This is a genomic window from Mesorhizobium loti R88b (assembly GCF_013170845.1).
Lineage (GTDB): Bacteria > Pseudomonadota > Alphaproteobacteria > Rhizobiales > Rhizobiaceae > Mesorhizobium > Mesorhizobium loti_B.
The window spans coordinates 89,742-104,564 of the sequence record NZ_CP033367.1 but is presented as its reverse complement, the minus strand read 5'-3'; the positions used below and the strand labels follow the sequence as shown (position 1 = coordinate 104,564).

At 64.4% G+C, this 14,823-nt stretch carries 9 protein-coding genes; 6 read left to right on the top strand and 3 right to left on the bottom strand.

What is annotated here, in order from left to right:
• The first annotated feature begins 67 nt into the window (after positions 1 to 67).
• From EB235_RS00495 to EB235_RS35245, 6 genes are all read left to right on the top strand, one after another.
• Complete coding sequence (locus EB235_RS00495) at positions 68 to 1,639, top strand: phytoene desaturase family protein (protein ID WP_027032910.1); 1,572 nt, start codon at positions 68 to 70, stop codon at positions 1,637 to 1,639.
• Positions 1,639 to 2,121 carry a MarR family winged helix-turn-helix transcriptional regulator gene (locus EB235_RS00490; protein WP_027032911.1) on the top strand — a complete coding sequence of 161 codons (483 nt, stop codon included), beginning with the start codon at positions 1,639 to 1,641 and terminating at the stop codon, positions 2,119 to 2,121. The genes EB235_RS00495 and EB235_RS00490 overlap by 1 nt, the downstream gene beginning before the upstream one ends.
• Before the next feature lie 44 nt (positions 2,122 to 2,165).
• On the top strand, positions 2,166 to 4,319 hold the full coding sequence (locus EB235_RS00485) for an indolepyruvate ferredoxin oxidoreductase subunit alpha (protein ID WP_027032912.1): 2,154 nt from the start codon (positions 2,166 to 2,168) through the stop codon (positions 4,317 to 4,319).
• Entirely contained in the window at positions 4,312 to 5,898 is a 1,587-nt protein-coding gene (locus EB235_RS00480) for an indolepyruvate oxidoreductase subunit beta family protein (RefSeq protein WP_027032913.1), read from the top strand. Before EB235_RS00485 ends, EB235_RS00480 begins: the two co-directional genes overlap by 8 nt.
• Positions 5,899 to 6,165: 267 nt before the next feature.
• Positions 6,166 to 9,573: an acyl-[ACP]--phospholipid O-acyltransferase gene (locus EB235_RS00475; protein WP_027032914.1), complete on the top strand. Its 3,408-nt coding sequence runs from the start codon at positions 6,166 to 6,168 to the stop codon at positions 9,571 to 9,573.
• Between the two features lie 159 nt (positions 9,574 to 9,732).
• Positions 9,733 to 9,987, top strand: coding sequence for a GCG_CRPN prefix-to-repeats domain-containing protein (locus EB235_RS35245; RefSeq protein ID WP_080681077.1), 255 nt, complete (start codon positions 9,733 to 9,735; stop codon positions 9,985 to 9,987).
• A gap of 100 nt (positions 9,988 to 10,087) precedes the next feature.
• On the opposite strand, the gene EB235_RS00470 is transcribed toward EB235_RS35245, so the two are convergent.
• From EB235_RS00470 to EB235_RS00460, 3 genes are all read right to left on the bottom strand, one after another.
• Positions 10,088 to 11,776, bottom strand: coding sequence for a sulfatase-like hydrolase/transferase (locus EB235_RS00470; protein ID WP_245268886.1), 1,689 nt, complete (start codon positions 11,774 to 11,776; stop codon positions 10,088 to 10,090).
• 188 nt (positions 11,777 to 11,964) lie between these two features.
• Complete coding sequence (locus tag EB235_RS00465; protein ID WP_027032916.1) at positions 11,965 to 13,224, bottom strand: DUF1501 domain-containing protein; 1,260 nt, start codon at positions 13,222 to 13,224, stop codon at positions 11,965 to 11,967.
• Positions 13,225 to 13,273: 49 nt separating this feature from the next.
• A complete protein-coding gene (locus tag EB235_RS00460; RefSeq protein ID WP_051429760.1) occupies positions 13,274 to 14,782 on the bottom strand; it encodes a DUF1800 domain-containing protein in 1,509 nt (502 codons plus the stop codon).
• Positions 14,783 to 14,823 lie beyond the last annotated feature (41 nt).

Below are 14,823 nucleotides of genomic sequence, written 5' to 3'. Positions count from 1 at the left end.
GGGTGCCGGTTTTCGGAGAAGATCATGCTCGATCAACAAAGCATAGCCTGAGCGAAAGCACGCTGAAGTGAGCCAGCCGGATCACATCATCGTCGGCAGCGGCATCAACGCGCTGGTCTGCGCGGCGATGCTCGGCGGCAAGGGCGCGAAGGTGCTCGTGCTTGAGCGCAACGACCGCATCGGCGGTTGCATGCGCACCGAGGAGGTCACCGCGCCCGGCTTCATCCATGATGTGATGGCGACGACCTTCGTGCTGTTCATCACCTCGCCTGCCTTTGCGGCATTGGGCGGCGATCTGGCCCGGCACGGGCTGGAGTTCTGCCACACCGGCACGCCGACCGGCGTGCTGCGGCCGGACGGCAGCCATGCCGTGCTTAGCACGAACCGCGCCGCCAATATCGCCGCCCTCAACGCGTTCGCCGCCGGCGATGGCGATAGGCACGCGGACGATGTCGGCGGCATCGAACGCAATGCCGGCCTGCTGTTCGGTCTGCTCGGCGGCAGCCTGTGGTCTTATCCCACAGCGAAGCTGCTGGCCGGCGACGCCTGGCGGCGTGGCCCGCGTGGCCTTGCCGCCTTTCTCGGCGAAGCGCTGGTGCCGGCGCGTGGCTGGCTGGAAAGCACCTACCAGTCCGAAACCATCCGCGCGCTGTGGGCGCCCTGGGTGCTGCATGCCGGGCTTGGGCCCGAGGATGCCTTCTCCGGCCAGATCGCCAAGGTCATTGCCTTCGCGCTCGAGGCGGCCGGAGCGCCGATCGTCAAGGGCGGGGCGAAGAACCTGCTTGCCGCCTTCGAAGCCCTGATCCGGGAACGTGGCGGCGACATCCGCACCGGTGCCGATGTCGCCTCGATTGTCCAGAGCGATGGCCGCGCGACAGGCGTGCGGCTGGCATCCGGCGAGACCATCGCGGCCAACAAGAGCGTCATCTGCTCGGTCACGCCGACGCAGCTTTACGGCAGACTGCTCGGCGCGGATGCTCCAAAAGCCGATGTCGAAGCAACGCGGAAATACCGCTACGGCAAAAGTAATTTCCAGATCCACTATGCGCTGAACAAGCCGCCGTCCTGGCGCGGCGAAGGCCTGGACAAGGTCGCGTTGCTGCACCTGACGCCTGGTTTGGATGGCGTTTCGAAAGCCTGCAACGAAGCGGTACGCGGCATGCTGCCGGAGGTGCCCACCATCTGTGTCGGACAGCCGCATGCGCTTGACCCGTCACGCTGTCCGGAGGGCAAGGCGATCCTGTGGCTGCAACTGCCCGAGGCGCCGCGCCATATCAAAGGCGACGCAGCTGGCAAGCTGCAGGTTCCCGCTGACGGACAATGGACCGACGCATTGCGCGAGGCCTATGCCGATCGCGTCGAAGCAATCCTCGCCAGCCATATCGACGGCTTCAAGGACAGTCTCATTGCACGGCGCGCCTATTCGCCGGCCGATCTCGAAAAGATGAACATCAATCTGGTCGGCGGCGACCCCTATGGCGGCTCCTCGACCATCGACCAGTCGTTCCTGTGGCGGCCGTTCAAGACCAGTCGCAACCACCAGACCGGCATCAAAAACCTCTACCATATCGGCGCCTCGACCCATCCGGGTGCCGGCCTCGGCGGCGGTTCCGGCTTCCTGCTGGCGGGGAGGCTGTGATGGAACAGAAGGTCGCGGAGAAGCGTCAGCGCATTTCAACCCTGGGGCAGATCGGCCTGCAGCAATTCGCGCCCTATCTGATGAACCGCATCATGGGCCGCTACAACGCCACCTTGCGTGACGATTTCCGCAAACAGGGGCTGACCATTCCGCAGGTGCGTACTCTTGCGGTCCTTTCGGTCGCCGATGGCGTCACCGTCAATGATCTCTCGGTCTACACCGTCATCGAGCAGTCGACCTTGAGCCGCACGCTCGACACGCTGGAGGGGCAAGGCTTCGTGCGGCGCGAACAGGGCGTCACCGACAGCCGCATCCGCCATGTCTTCCTGACCGACGAAGGCCGCGCCGAATTCACCCGCGCCTGGCCGGCCATGCATGACGCCTTCGAGGCGATGTTCGAGGATATCGACGATGCCGAATACGCAGCCCTGATCGCCACGCTTCTGAAGATGCTCAAGAACATTCGCAAGCACGACATCTAGACCTACGCGCCGCCAGCCCCAGCGGTAACGGAAGGAGTCAAAAAATGGCCGAACGGTCTTTTGCCAAGGAAGTCGAAAAGCTCAGGCTCGGCGCCGGCGAGGAATTTGCCGGCGAGGGCATTCTCGCCATCACCAAGGCGCTGCTGCAATGCGGCGTCGGCTATGTCGGCGGCTATCAGGGCGCGCCGATCAGCCATCTGATGGACGTGTTGGCCGACGCGCAGGACATTCTGGGCGAGCTCGGCGTGCATTTCGAGGCGAGTGCCTCGGAAGCCACCGCCACCGCCATGCTCGCCGCCTCGGTGCATTACCCGATCCGTGGTGCCGCGACCTTCAAATCGACCGTCGGCACCAATGTCGCCTCTGATGCGCTTGCCAACCTCGCTTCCGGCGGCGTCACCGGCGGCGCGCTGATCATCGTCGGCGAGGACTATGGCGAGGGCTCCTCGATCATGCAGGAGCGCAGCCACGCCTTTGCCATGAAGAGCCAGGTCTGGCTGCTCGACCCGCGCCCGAACCTGCCGTCGATCGTCAAGGCGGTGGAGGATGGTTTCGAGCTCTCCGAGATTTCCAACACGCCGGTCATGCTGCAGGTGCGCATCCGCTGTTGCCACGTCCACGGCCATTTCATCGCCAAGGACAACAGACGCCCGCCCATGACGGTGGCCGATGCGCTCGACGCACCGCGCCGCGACACCGGCCGCATCGTGCTGCCACCCGCCTCCTTCCTGCACGAGAAGGAGAAGGTGCAAAGGCGCTGGCCGGCGGCGGTTGAGTTCATCGCCAAGAACAAGATCAATGAGTTCTTCGGCTCGGATCATGGCTCGGTCGGCATCGTCATGCAGGGCGGCATGTACAATTCGGTCATCCGCGCCTTGCAGCGTCTCGGCCTTGCCGACACCTATGGCGAGACCGACGTGCCGCTCTACGTGCTCAACGCCGTCTACCCCCTGATTGACGACGAGTTCCTCAGCTTCTGCGAAGGCAAGCAGGCGGTGCTTGTCGTCGAGGAAGGCCAGCCCAACTACATCGAGCAGGCCTTTGCCGCGATGCTGCATAAGGCCGGGCGCGGCACCAGGCTGGTCGGCAAGGAATATCTGCCGATGGCAGGCGAATATACCGGCCAGGTCATGCTCGACGGCATCGGCACCTTCCTGCGCGCCGAGGCGCCGCATCTCTTGCCGGGCGAAGTGCGTGCGCCCAACAAAGTCGGCGACGGCGTCGACATCGCTGATCTGATCAACGTCGTGCCCGGCCGCCCGCCGGGCTTCTGCATCGGTTGCCCGGAGCGGCCGATATTTGCCGCGACAAAGCTGGTCGAGCAGGAACTCGGCAAACACCACATCGCCTCCGACATTGGCTGCCACCTGTTCTCGATCATGCCGCCTTTCGAGCTCGGCGCCACCACAATGGGCTATGGACTCGGGCCGGCTTCTGCTTCGGCGTTCAATTCGCCCGACGCCAAACGCCGCTCGATCTCTTTCGTCGGCGATGGCGGCTTCTGGCACAACGGCCTGACCTCCTCGATCGGCAATGCGGTGTTCAACAAGAATGACGGCGTCATCGTCATCGTCGACAATTTCTACTCGGCCGCGACCGGCGGGCAGGACATCCTATCATCGCGCGCGGGCAACAAGACCAAGTCGACAAAGCATCCGATCACCGAGGCGGTCAAAGGCATGGGCGTCAAATGGCTGCGCCATGTCGACCGCACCTATGACGTGACCAAGATGCAGGACACGCTGCGCGAGGCACTGACCACCGACGAGAAGGGGCCGAAGGTCATCGTCGCCTCGTCCGAATGCATGCTCAACCGCCAGCGCCGCGAAAAGCCGCTGGTCGACAAAGCGGTAAAGGGCGGCGAGCGCGTGGTGAAACCGAAGTTCGGCGTCGACGAGGACATCTGCACCGGCGACCATGCCTGCATGCGGCTGTCCGGCTGCCCGTCGCTGTCGGTGAAGTCGCTCGACGATCCGCTGCGCGACGATCCCGTCGCAAGCATAGACCAGAGCTGCGTCGGCTGCGGCAATTGCGGCGAGGTCGCGGATGCTGCCGTGCTGTGTCCGTCCTTCTATCGCGCTGACGTCGTGCACAATCCGAGCCGCTGGGATCGCTTCCTGGAATCCGCGCGCCGCGCCACCATCGGCCTGTTGCAGCGCCGCCGCGAAAGCCGGCGCCTGACCTTCGCCGATGCTTGACGCTGTCCCGCCCTTCCGCGCCCGGCCCGGCGCCCAGGACGACGAGCTCGTCATCAAGCTCGCCGTGCTGGCGGTCGGCGGGCAGGGCGGCGGCGTGCTGGCCGACTGGATCACCGACGTTGCCGAGCGCAACGGTTACGTCGCACAGTCGACCTCGGTCGCCGGCGTCGCCCAGCGCACCGGCGCCACCATTTATTATATCGAAATGGCCCGCGACACCGGCCGGTTGCCTGTCTTCGCGCTGTCGCCCTCGCAAGGCGATGTCGACATCCTGATCGCCGCCGAATTGATGGAGGCCGGCCGCGCCATCATCAGGGGCTTCGTCACCCCGGAACGCACCACGCTGATCGCTTCCTCGCACCGCATTGCCGCCGTGTCGGAAAAGATCGAGCCGGGCGACGGCCGTGCCTCGTCATCCAAGGTGCATGCGACGGCGGTAGCCGCATCGAAACGCTTCATCGCCTTCGACATGGAAAAGATCGCAGCCGACAATGGCTCGATGATCTCGGCCAGCCTGCTCGGCGCACTGGCCGGCTCCGACGCACTGCCGTTCACGCGTGAAAGCTACGAGCAGGCGATCGGAGCCGGCGGCCGGGGCGTGAAGGCCAGCCTCGCCGCCTTCGGCGCCGCCTACGACCGCGCGCGCGGCACGGTCGCACCTGCGCCAAAGCCGGTAGAGCCGGCGATTGTCGAATCCGCCCCGGGGGCAGGGCGCGTCAGCGGTCCGCAAAACCTGCTGCAGGGATGGCAGGCGCTCGCCGCCCGCATCGACCTGATGCCTTTGGCGGTCCGCGACATTGCGCTGCGGGGCCTGCGGAAGGTCGTCGACTATCAGGATATCGTCTATGGGCAGGAGTATCTCGACAGGCTGGACAAGGCCGTTGCGCTTGATGGTGACGACCATGCCCATGCGCTGTCCATCGCCGCCGCCAAGCATCTCGCCAATGCGCTCTGCTACGACGACATGATCCGCGTTGCCGATCTGAAAACGCGTTCGACGCGCGACAAACGTGTCCGCAAGGAGGTCGGCGTCAAGCACGGCTCGATCCTGCAGGTGACTGAATATTTCCATCCGCGCATCGAGGAATTCTGCGGCACGTTGCCGGCGGGGCTGGGCAGCTACATCGAGGCGCGGCCCAAGCTTGCCGCCTTCCTCGACCGCCGCATCAACCATGGCCGCCGCATCCGCACCGACAGCTTCGCCGGCTTTGCGGCCTTGTGGTTCATCGGCGGCCTGCGCCGCTGGCGCCGCAGCCTGCTGCGTCACAAGGTCGAGATGACCCATGTCGATCGCTGGTATGCATTGGCACTTGGATATGTGCCCCAGGACTATGCGCTGGCGGTCGAAATCCTCAATTGCCGCCGGCTGATCAAGGGCTACAGCGACACCCATGTCCGCGCCCAGTCGAAATTCGACCGCGTGCTGTCGGCGCTCCCTATGCTCAAGGGCCGTGACGATGCCGCCGACTGGATCCGCCGCCTGCGCGAAGCAGCGCTGAAGGACGAAAAGGGCGACATGCTCGACGGCGCGCTGAAGACGGTGGCGACGCTTGGATCGGGTCCGGCAACCGGCAACTGAGGGCTTGCCCTGACAGACCTCACCAGTCAACCGGTTCCGTTCTTCGGTTACGGTGAACGCTGTTCATTTTTCGCTTGAACAATGTTCAAAACCTGATAGGGTGCGAATGTGAACGATGTTCATTTCCGGCTGACGAAAGCCATGGATGTCCATCAAAAGCGCAGTAAGGAAGTTTAACCAGCTCAAGACTATCACTTAGATGAAACAGCGCCTTCAACCCGCAGAGCCCGGCACACCGTCGCAGGGTTCCGCAAAATGGAAATCGCCATGAACACGCATCTGATGTTGTCCCGGCGCTTTGCGCCTCTGTTCTGGACGCAGTTCCTGTCCGCCTTCAATGACAATTTCCTCAAGAACACATTGGTGTTCCTGATCCTCTTCACACTGGCCGCGGGTCAGGCGGCCTCGCTGGTCACGCTTGCGGGGGCCGTCTTCATGGCCCCGTTCCTGTTGTTATCGGCCCTTGGCGGCGAGATCGCCGACCGTTTCGACAAGGCGCTGATCGCGCGTCGGCTCAAATTCGCCGAGATTGCCGCTGCTGCCGTCTCTGTCGCCGGTATCGCGCTGTCGTCGATCCCGGTGCTGATGACGGCGCTGCTGATGTTCGGCATCATCTCGGCGCTGTTCGGACCGATCAAATACGGCATCCTGCCCGATCACCTCGAGCGCAAGGAACTGCCCAAGGCCAACGCCTGGATCGAGTCGGCGACGTTTGCCGCCATCCTCGGCGGCACCATTGCCGGCGGCGTCGTTTCGGCCGATGGCATCGGCGTCACGGTCTTCGGACCGATCATGATGGCCTTGGCCGTCGGCTGCTGGTTCGTCAGCCGCTACATCCCGTCCACCGGTTCGGCGGCGCCCGACCTCGTCATCGACAAGAACATCTTCCGTTCGACCTGGCGTCAGGTCAGCGAATTGCGCACCGACACGCGCATCTGGCGCGCCGGCCTGATGACCTCCTGGTTCTGGCTGATCGGCGCCATCGTGCTGTCGATCCTGCCGACGCTGATCAAGGATTCGCTCGGCGGCGATGAGATAGCGGTCACCGTCTATCTCGCTGTCTTCGCCGTCTCGATCGCCATCGGTTCGGCCATTGCCGCATGGATGTCGCAGGGCCGCATTGTGCTTCTGCCCGCACCGGTCGGAACGGCGCTGCTGGCGCTGTTCGGCCTGCATCTGGCCTGGACCATCTGGAGCATGCAGCCTTCGCCAAGGGCGGAGACGCTTGCCCTGTTCTTCGCCGGGCCTAACACGATCCGTGTTGCGATCGACCTTGCCGGCATGGCCATCGCCAGCGCCTTCCTCGTGGTGCCGACCTTCGCCGCGGTGCAAGCCTGGTCGCCTGAAGCGCGCCGCGCCCGCGTCGTCGCTGCCGTCAGCATCGTCAATGCCGGCTTCATGACGGTCGGCGGTATTCTTGTCGCCGTGATCCAGACGAAAGTCTCCACCGGTGGCATTCTGTTCGGGCTCGCCGTGGCCAACGCCGTCGCCGCCTGGCTGATGCTGAAATTCCTGCCGACCAACGCGTTCCGCGATTTCGTCTCCATCCTGTTCCGCGCCTTCCTGCGCCTGGAAGTCGAGGGCATGGACAACCTCAAGGCGGCCGGCAAGGCGCCGATCCTGGCGCTCAACCATGTCAGCTTTCTCGATGGTCCGTTGGCGCTGACGCTGACCGACGAGGAGCCGGTCTTCGCCATCGACTACACCATCGCCCAGGCCTGGTGGATGAAGCCGTTCATGAAGCTTGCCCGTGCTCTGCCGCTCAATCCGGCCAAGCCGATGTCGACCCGCACGCTGATCAAGGTCGTGCAGGGCGGCGATCCGCTGGTCATCTTCCCCGAAGGCCGCATCACCGTCACCGGCGGGTTGATGAAGGTCTATGACGGCGCCGCCATGGTCGCCGACAAGACGGGCTCAATGGTCGTGCCGGTGCGCATCGACGGGCTGGAGAAGAGCTACTTTTCGCGGCTGTCGTCGCAACATGTGCGCCGCCGGCTGTTCCCGAAGGTCAAGGTGACCATTCTGGAACCGGTCAAGCTTCAAGTGCCGCCGGAATTGAAGGGCCGCAAACGCCGCGCCGCGGCGGGAGCGGCTCTCTATCAGGTGATGTCGGATCTCGTCTTCCGCACGCAGGACATCGACAAGACGGTCCTGGAAAAGATCATCCAGACGGCGAACGAACGCGGTATGGGAGAGCTCGCCGTGCAGGATCCGGTCACCGGTTCGCTGAGCTACGGCAAGCTGTTCACGGCCGCCGCCGTGCTTGGCGAGAAATTCCAGAACCTTTATGCCGATCAGCAGACGCTCGGCATCATGCTGCCCAATGCCAACGGCTCATGCGCGACGCTGCTTGGCGTCATGTCGGCGGGCAAGGTGCCGGCGATGATCAACTTCACCGCAGGTGCCGCCAATATCCTGTCCGCCTGCAAGGCCGCCGAAGTTCGGACTGTGCTCACCTCCCGCGCGTTCGTCGAGCAGGCAAAGCTCGGCGCGGTGGTCGAGGAGATCGGTCGCTCGGTCGACATCGTCTGGCTAGACGATCTGCGCAAAACCATCGGTCTCAAGGACAAGCTGCTCGGGCTCTTACGCAAGTCGACGCCGCGCGCGCCGCGCTTGCCCAACGACCCGGCGGTGATCCTGTTCACTTCGGGTTCGGAAGGCACGCCGAAGGGCGTGGTGCTGACGCATCGCAACATCCTGGCCAATGCCGCCCAGGCGGCCTCGCGCATCGACTTCCATTCGGGCGACAAGGTGTTCAACGTGCTGCCGATCTTCCATTCCTTCGGCATGACGGCGGGCATGGTGCTGCCGCTGATTTCGGGCGTGCCGGTCTATTTCTACCCGTCGCCGCTGCACTACCGCATCGTGCCGGAACTGATCTACGCATCCAACGCGACGATCATCTTCGGCACCGATACGTTCCTCAGCGGCTACGCGCGCACGGCGCATCCGTACGACTTCCGCTCGATACGCTATTGCTTTGCCGGCGCGGAACCGGTCAAGGCGTCGACGCGCATGACCTATATGGAAAAGTTCGGCGTGCGCATCCTGGAAGGTTATGGCGTCACCGAGACCGCGCCGGTGATTTCCATCAACACGCCGATGTACAACCGTTCCGGAACCGTCGGCAAAATCATGCCGGGCATGGAATACCGCCTCGACCCGGTGCCCGGTGTCGACGATGGCGGGCGGCTGTTCGTGCGCGGCCCCAATGTCATGGCGGGTTATCTGCGCGCCGAGAAGCCGGGCGTGCTCGAAACGCTGCCGGACGGCTGGCATGACACCGGCGACGTCGTGTCTATCGATGAGGGCGGCTTCATCACCATTCGCGGCCGCGCCAAGCGTTTCGCCAAGATCGGCGGCGAGATGATTTCGCTGGCCGCGGTCGAGGCGCTGGCGGGCGAAATGTGGAAAGGCTCGTTGTCGGCCGTTGCTTCTGTGCCGGATGCGCGCAAGGGCGAGAAGCTCGTTCTCATCACCGAGGCGCCAGGCGCCACACGCGCCGACTTCCTCGCTTTCGCCAAGGCGAATGGCGCCATGGACCTGATGGTGCCCGCCGAAGTGCGCGTCGTCCCGAAAGTGCCGGTGCTCGGTTCGGGTAAGCTCGACTTCGCCGGCGTGACCAAACTGGTGCGGGGAGAGGACGCGCCCGCCGCCAAGGTCGAGGCCGCCTAATCAAGATGAGGACGAGACGACGCCGCGCCGAGGACTGTGGCGTCGTCACATGGCGAGCGCTCTGTCCGCTAACGAATATGTGATGGAACCACTCGCACGGCTTCAGCCTGCGGGATGCTATAACGTTCTCGTGAATGTGGAACCATGGAGGCCAAGATTATGCTCACCAGATACATTCTGCCGATCGCAGTCGCAGCAGGCACATTGGCGCTTTCGAGCGTCGGCTCGCAGGCCCTGCCCATGGCAAAGCCTAGCGCCGCTGCGTTGCCAATCGAAAGCGTCGGCTGGAGATGCGGCCCTGGCTGGCACGTGAACCGGTGGGGAAATTGCGTGCCCAACCGTCGTCGCGTGATAATAGTCCGGCCGGGACACTGGCGGTACCATCACTACCACCACTGGCACCACCACTGGTAATCACGGAGCGGATCGACGCGGCGCCGCCTCGGAAGCGGTGTCGGCGTTTCGACCAAAGGTGGCGTCCCCTGTGACGCCACCAGGTTTCCATTGCGCCGTGCTAACGGGCGGCGGCCACTGATTGAAGCTGTTGCGCAGGAACTCGCAGTGGGGCGGCCTGCGGGAACAAATGCAGCAGGCCTGAATCGACGCGCCGGCGCAGATGCGCATCCACTGCGGCGCGATCCGCGCAGCCATGGAAACTGCCGCCGCAATGGTCGCGCAAACGCACGAGATCGGCCATGACAGGCGACATTGGCAGGCCTGCGGCATCGAGCAGGCTGGCGCTGAGGAAGCCGACATCGAGCGGTGCCATGTCAGGCATTGGATGGCTGAGCGGATGGTTGAAGGTGGTGAGCGTGTAGAAGGTGCGGTAGGCAATCGAATTGGGCCTCGCCAAGGTGTCCTCACCGCCGATCACATCGACAAACGGCTTGGTCGCCGACGACTGGTGGTCGCCGAACTCGAGCACCACGGCGCCGCGTTGGCCGGCATCCGCCTTGCGGTCGTCGAGGAAATCCTGGAAGTCACTCCGCGCCACCGCCATCCGGCGCAGATATTCGTTGACCTGGAAATCATCCGAGAAAGGTTCGCCGGCGGCCTTCAGGTCGGGATCCATCCGCCCCTCATAGGGCGAGTGCGGGAACATGGTCTGGATTTCGAGGAACAGCGGCCGGCCGTCTTCCTTGCGGTGCCTGGCAATGAACGCCTCGGCCGCATGGTAGTAGAAGACGTCGCGCAGATGATAGAAGGGCGCCGCGATGTCCTTGATGTCGAGCACGGTCTCGAAGCCGATCGATTTCAGGAACGGTCCTTCATTGACGAAGGTGAAATCCATCGGTGTCATCACGGCGGTTCGATAACCACAGCGCGCCAGCACCTCCGGCAGGGCGCCGGCCACCTTGTCCTGCAAAGTGATCGTCAGATACGGGCTTCGCCAGCCGAAATCGGTGGCTGAAAGGCCAGTCATCAGCGACAGATTGGTGATCCAGGTGCCGCCGCCAAAGGTCTCGACTTGCATTGGATGCGGCGTGCCTGCCCTGGGGGCGAATCTCTGCAGGAAGCCTGCCCCGCCGCTCACCTGAGGAAAGTTGCCGGGGTCGGACTGGCTTTCGCTCAGCACGAAAAAGATATCGGGAAGTTTTGCCCGATCGCCGCAGTCGACCGTGTCGGCGAAAGGTGCTTGCGGGGTAACGGCTTGCAGGCGCTTCTCGAATGCCTGCTCGACAACCAGGTTGCGCAGGTCGAGCAGCGAGACGAAGAAGGCCGACATGTGCCGGCCCTGCATATAGTAGAAATAGCGGTCCTTGGATGCCTCGGCCGGAAAGGTCAGCGGCACCAGAATGGCGAGCGCCGTCATCACCAGAACGCGTGCCGACACCGGCCAGCCAATCTTTCGGTCGATCCGGAACAGCAGGATCGCGGCCGCGATGCCGAGCACCAGCGCAATGACAACCGGCAGGATCAGATGGAGGTAGGAGCCGAGCAGGAAGCGGTACACTTCGGGATCCCTCGATAAGAAAACCGCGTCGTAGAAATGCAGGGAAAAACCCTTCATGCGGAACTTGATCGCCGAAACCACGGTGACGAAGGCGATGCCCATCCAGGCGAGATAGACGGAGAAGGCAAGCCGGCCGGAAGCCAGGAACAGCAGTCCGGCAAGGGCCGCAACCAGCGCCAGCGAGAAGGGCACCGAAAGCCATTCGTGCTCGGCGCGGTTGGCGGCGAAGACACCGGCAAGACTGATCACGGCCAACGTCAGCGGATGGCAGACTAGCCAAAAGAGATGTTGAAGCTGAGCTGCAAATTTTCCCATTGATATGCCTCAGCATAGTTTTGGGAAACTATTCGAATATTTGCGCGGCAAGAACAAATCTATAGTAAATTTAACCTTAATGCTGGCCCATATGGCGCGAGGTTCAGGCTCGCGGTGGTGCTTCAGACAATGAGGTCTCGCATCGGCGTCACCGCGGCGGACTCCGGAAACACCTTGTCCCCAAGAACGGCAGCCGACAGCCCGAACTGGTCGGCCAGCAACCCTTTCAGCACCGCCCTGACATCGCTGGTTGGGGCGAGATCGCGTTGTTCGTAAAGCTGTGACGGCTTCAAGCCCGGCCAGTCGGCGATGACGCGGCCGCCCTTGATCGCGCCGCCGGCAAGCAGCACCACCGTGCCGGTGCCGTGATCGGTGCCGACGGTGCCGTTGATCTGCGCCGTGCGCCCGAATTCGGTGATGGCGACGATCGCCGTGTCTTTCCAACGCTCGCCGAGGCCCTTTTCGAACTCCTCGAAGGCACCGTCGAGGCCGCCGAGCAAGGTGGCGAGCCGTCCGGTCGCGCCGCCCTCGTTGACATGCGTGTCCCAGCCGTCGAAGGCCAGTGCAGCAACCCGTGGCCCGTCATCGGCCGCGATCAGCTTGGCCGCACCTTGCGCGGCCTGCCGCATGCCGGCGGCGCTGTCGAGGCCACCCTTCGGCTTCATCGGCCCGCCCTTCGGCTTCATCGCATTGGCGCCCGTCTGGTCGTCGAGCGCCATGCGGTCGGCGTCGAGGCCCTTTTGCAGGGCCACTGCCAGCACCGGATCGCGATGCTGGTAGAGGTCGAGAACCCGGGCCGCGAGATCGCCGGCGGGCGCCGGCAGGGATTGCGGCGCCCAGCCAAGCACGGGGGCAGCACCTCGGATCACCAGCGGCGTCGACGGTCCGACGGCCAACCCGCCAAGTGTCGCCACGCGATCGCCCGCCGGCAGGTTTTCCAGTGCCCGGTTGAGCCATCCGGTGGCGACATGACCGGGGCCGGCAAAGCCGCTTTCCAGCACATCCTGGCCGTCGAAATGGGAGCGGTCTCGATAGCCTGTGGCGGCCGCATGAACCACAGCAGCCTGTTTGTCCTTGAACAGCCGCGCAAACACCGGCATCGCCGGATTGACCGCAAAGAAACCATCGAGCGGCAGCGCCGCATGCGGGCCGGATAGCGACAAAGCGATATCGCCGTGCAGGCCGGCATAGTCGGGATCGCCAACCGGACCGACAGCGGACAGGCCGTCAAGCGCGCCGCGCAGGACAATGACGATCAGGCGCGGATCGCGATTGTCGGCGGCCCGGGCGAAACGCGGCAGATAGGCCCACGCAAACAGCGCGCCGCCGGTCATCAGCATGGCGCGGCGGGACGGGTGAGGGGTTTCACACAGCAGGCTCATGACGTGGTCTCCACTGGAGTTGTCGGTGCCGGGGGTATCTTGGCTGGCGCTATCGTCTCTGGAATTCCGGCGCCATCAGCAGCAGCGCCAGGCCTTGTTGCTTGGACTCGGCGCGGGCGACAGCTTGCCGTGTCTCCGGCGAGGCGGAGGGGCCGACGACGGCGTCGAGCATGTCGTTGGGATTGCCGATGTCCTTGACCTGGCGGGCCGCCTGCCAGGCGATATCGAGGCGGATCTTCATGCCTTCGGCGGATGCCCAGCTGTCCGCCTGGTCGGAAAAGCCGTTCGGCCCCGGCGGCTGCCAGAGCGGTTCGCCAAGCGCATTGAGCCAGTTGAGCGACTGGCCGGGATCGCTCGCCGGACCTGGGCCAGCTGCGCGGCGGATGGCGGCGATATAGTCGAAGGGCGAACGCATCTTGGCCAAGGGCGTCGACCACGCCTCCGGCATGTCGATGAGGGTCGATGCCAGTGCCCTGAGATTGCCGTCGCTCTTTGTGAACACCTTGGCGAGCCGCGCGACCACCGCCGGCGGCGGCTCGTCCGATATGAAGTGGCGGGCGAGCTCGGTGGCGATGTGCTGTGCCGTTGCCGGATGGCTGGCGATGTCGTTGAGCGCCGCCTCGGCCTGGCCCATGCCGCCGGCCGGATAGGTCTTGCCCAGCAGCACCGCGTCACCCGGTTCATGGGCATTGGCGTTGAAGACGGAACTGCCGGGTTCGCCCAGCCGTCCTTCCCGCCCGGCCATCGTCCAGCCGGTCAGGATGCGGGCGAAGCTGGTTACATCGGCCTGGGTATAGCCGCTGCCGACGCCCAGCGTATGCAGCTCCATGATCTCGCGGGCGAGATTCTCGTTGAGGCCGCGCTGGCGGTTCCTGCCGGCGCGGGAGTCCGGGCCGACCGATTGCTGGTTGTCGAGATAGAACAGCATCGCCGGGTGCCGCTCCACCGCCATCAGCATGTCGGCGAAGCGGCCGAGCACGAAGGGGCGGATGGCTTCCCGTTCGAAGGCACCGGCGCTGGCCCGTACAATGTTGTCCTTCGCTACCGAGACGCAGAAATGGTTCGACCAGAAATAGACGAGACGTTCAACGAAGCCGGCCTCGGCCCGCAAGGCCTTGTCGAAGCGCGCCTGGGCTTCGGCGCGAAACAGCGTGGCCTCGATTGGGGGGGCGGGTTTGGCCGGAGCCGCGGGCGGCGATACGGATTGGGCCGGCATAACCTGGGCCGATGCGGCCTGCGCGGATATGGCCTTAACGCTCGCCGTCGCCGGCTGCGCTGGGGCAGTGGCCATATGCTCGCGGTCGAGCTTGCGCTGGAAATTTGCCGCCATGCTGGCATGGATGGCTGACGTGCTGCCCAGCAGGCCGTCATAGGCCGGATCATCGAGCGAGATCAGGGCGATGTCGGGCTGCCGCAGTTCCGACTTCAGGTAGCCGCGCGGGTCGCCGGCAATCCTGTCGCGGTCACCGGGCCGTGCTCCAAGCCCGAAGCGGTTGAAGGCGACAAGGGCTGGATCTGGGGCTGGATCTGGCGGGGATTTGGAGGCCGGGATAGCCAAGTCAGCTCTCCATTGCTTGGGCTTCCTGCGCGCGGCGCTTG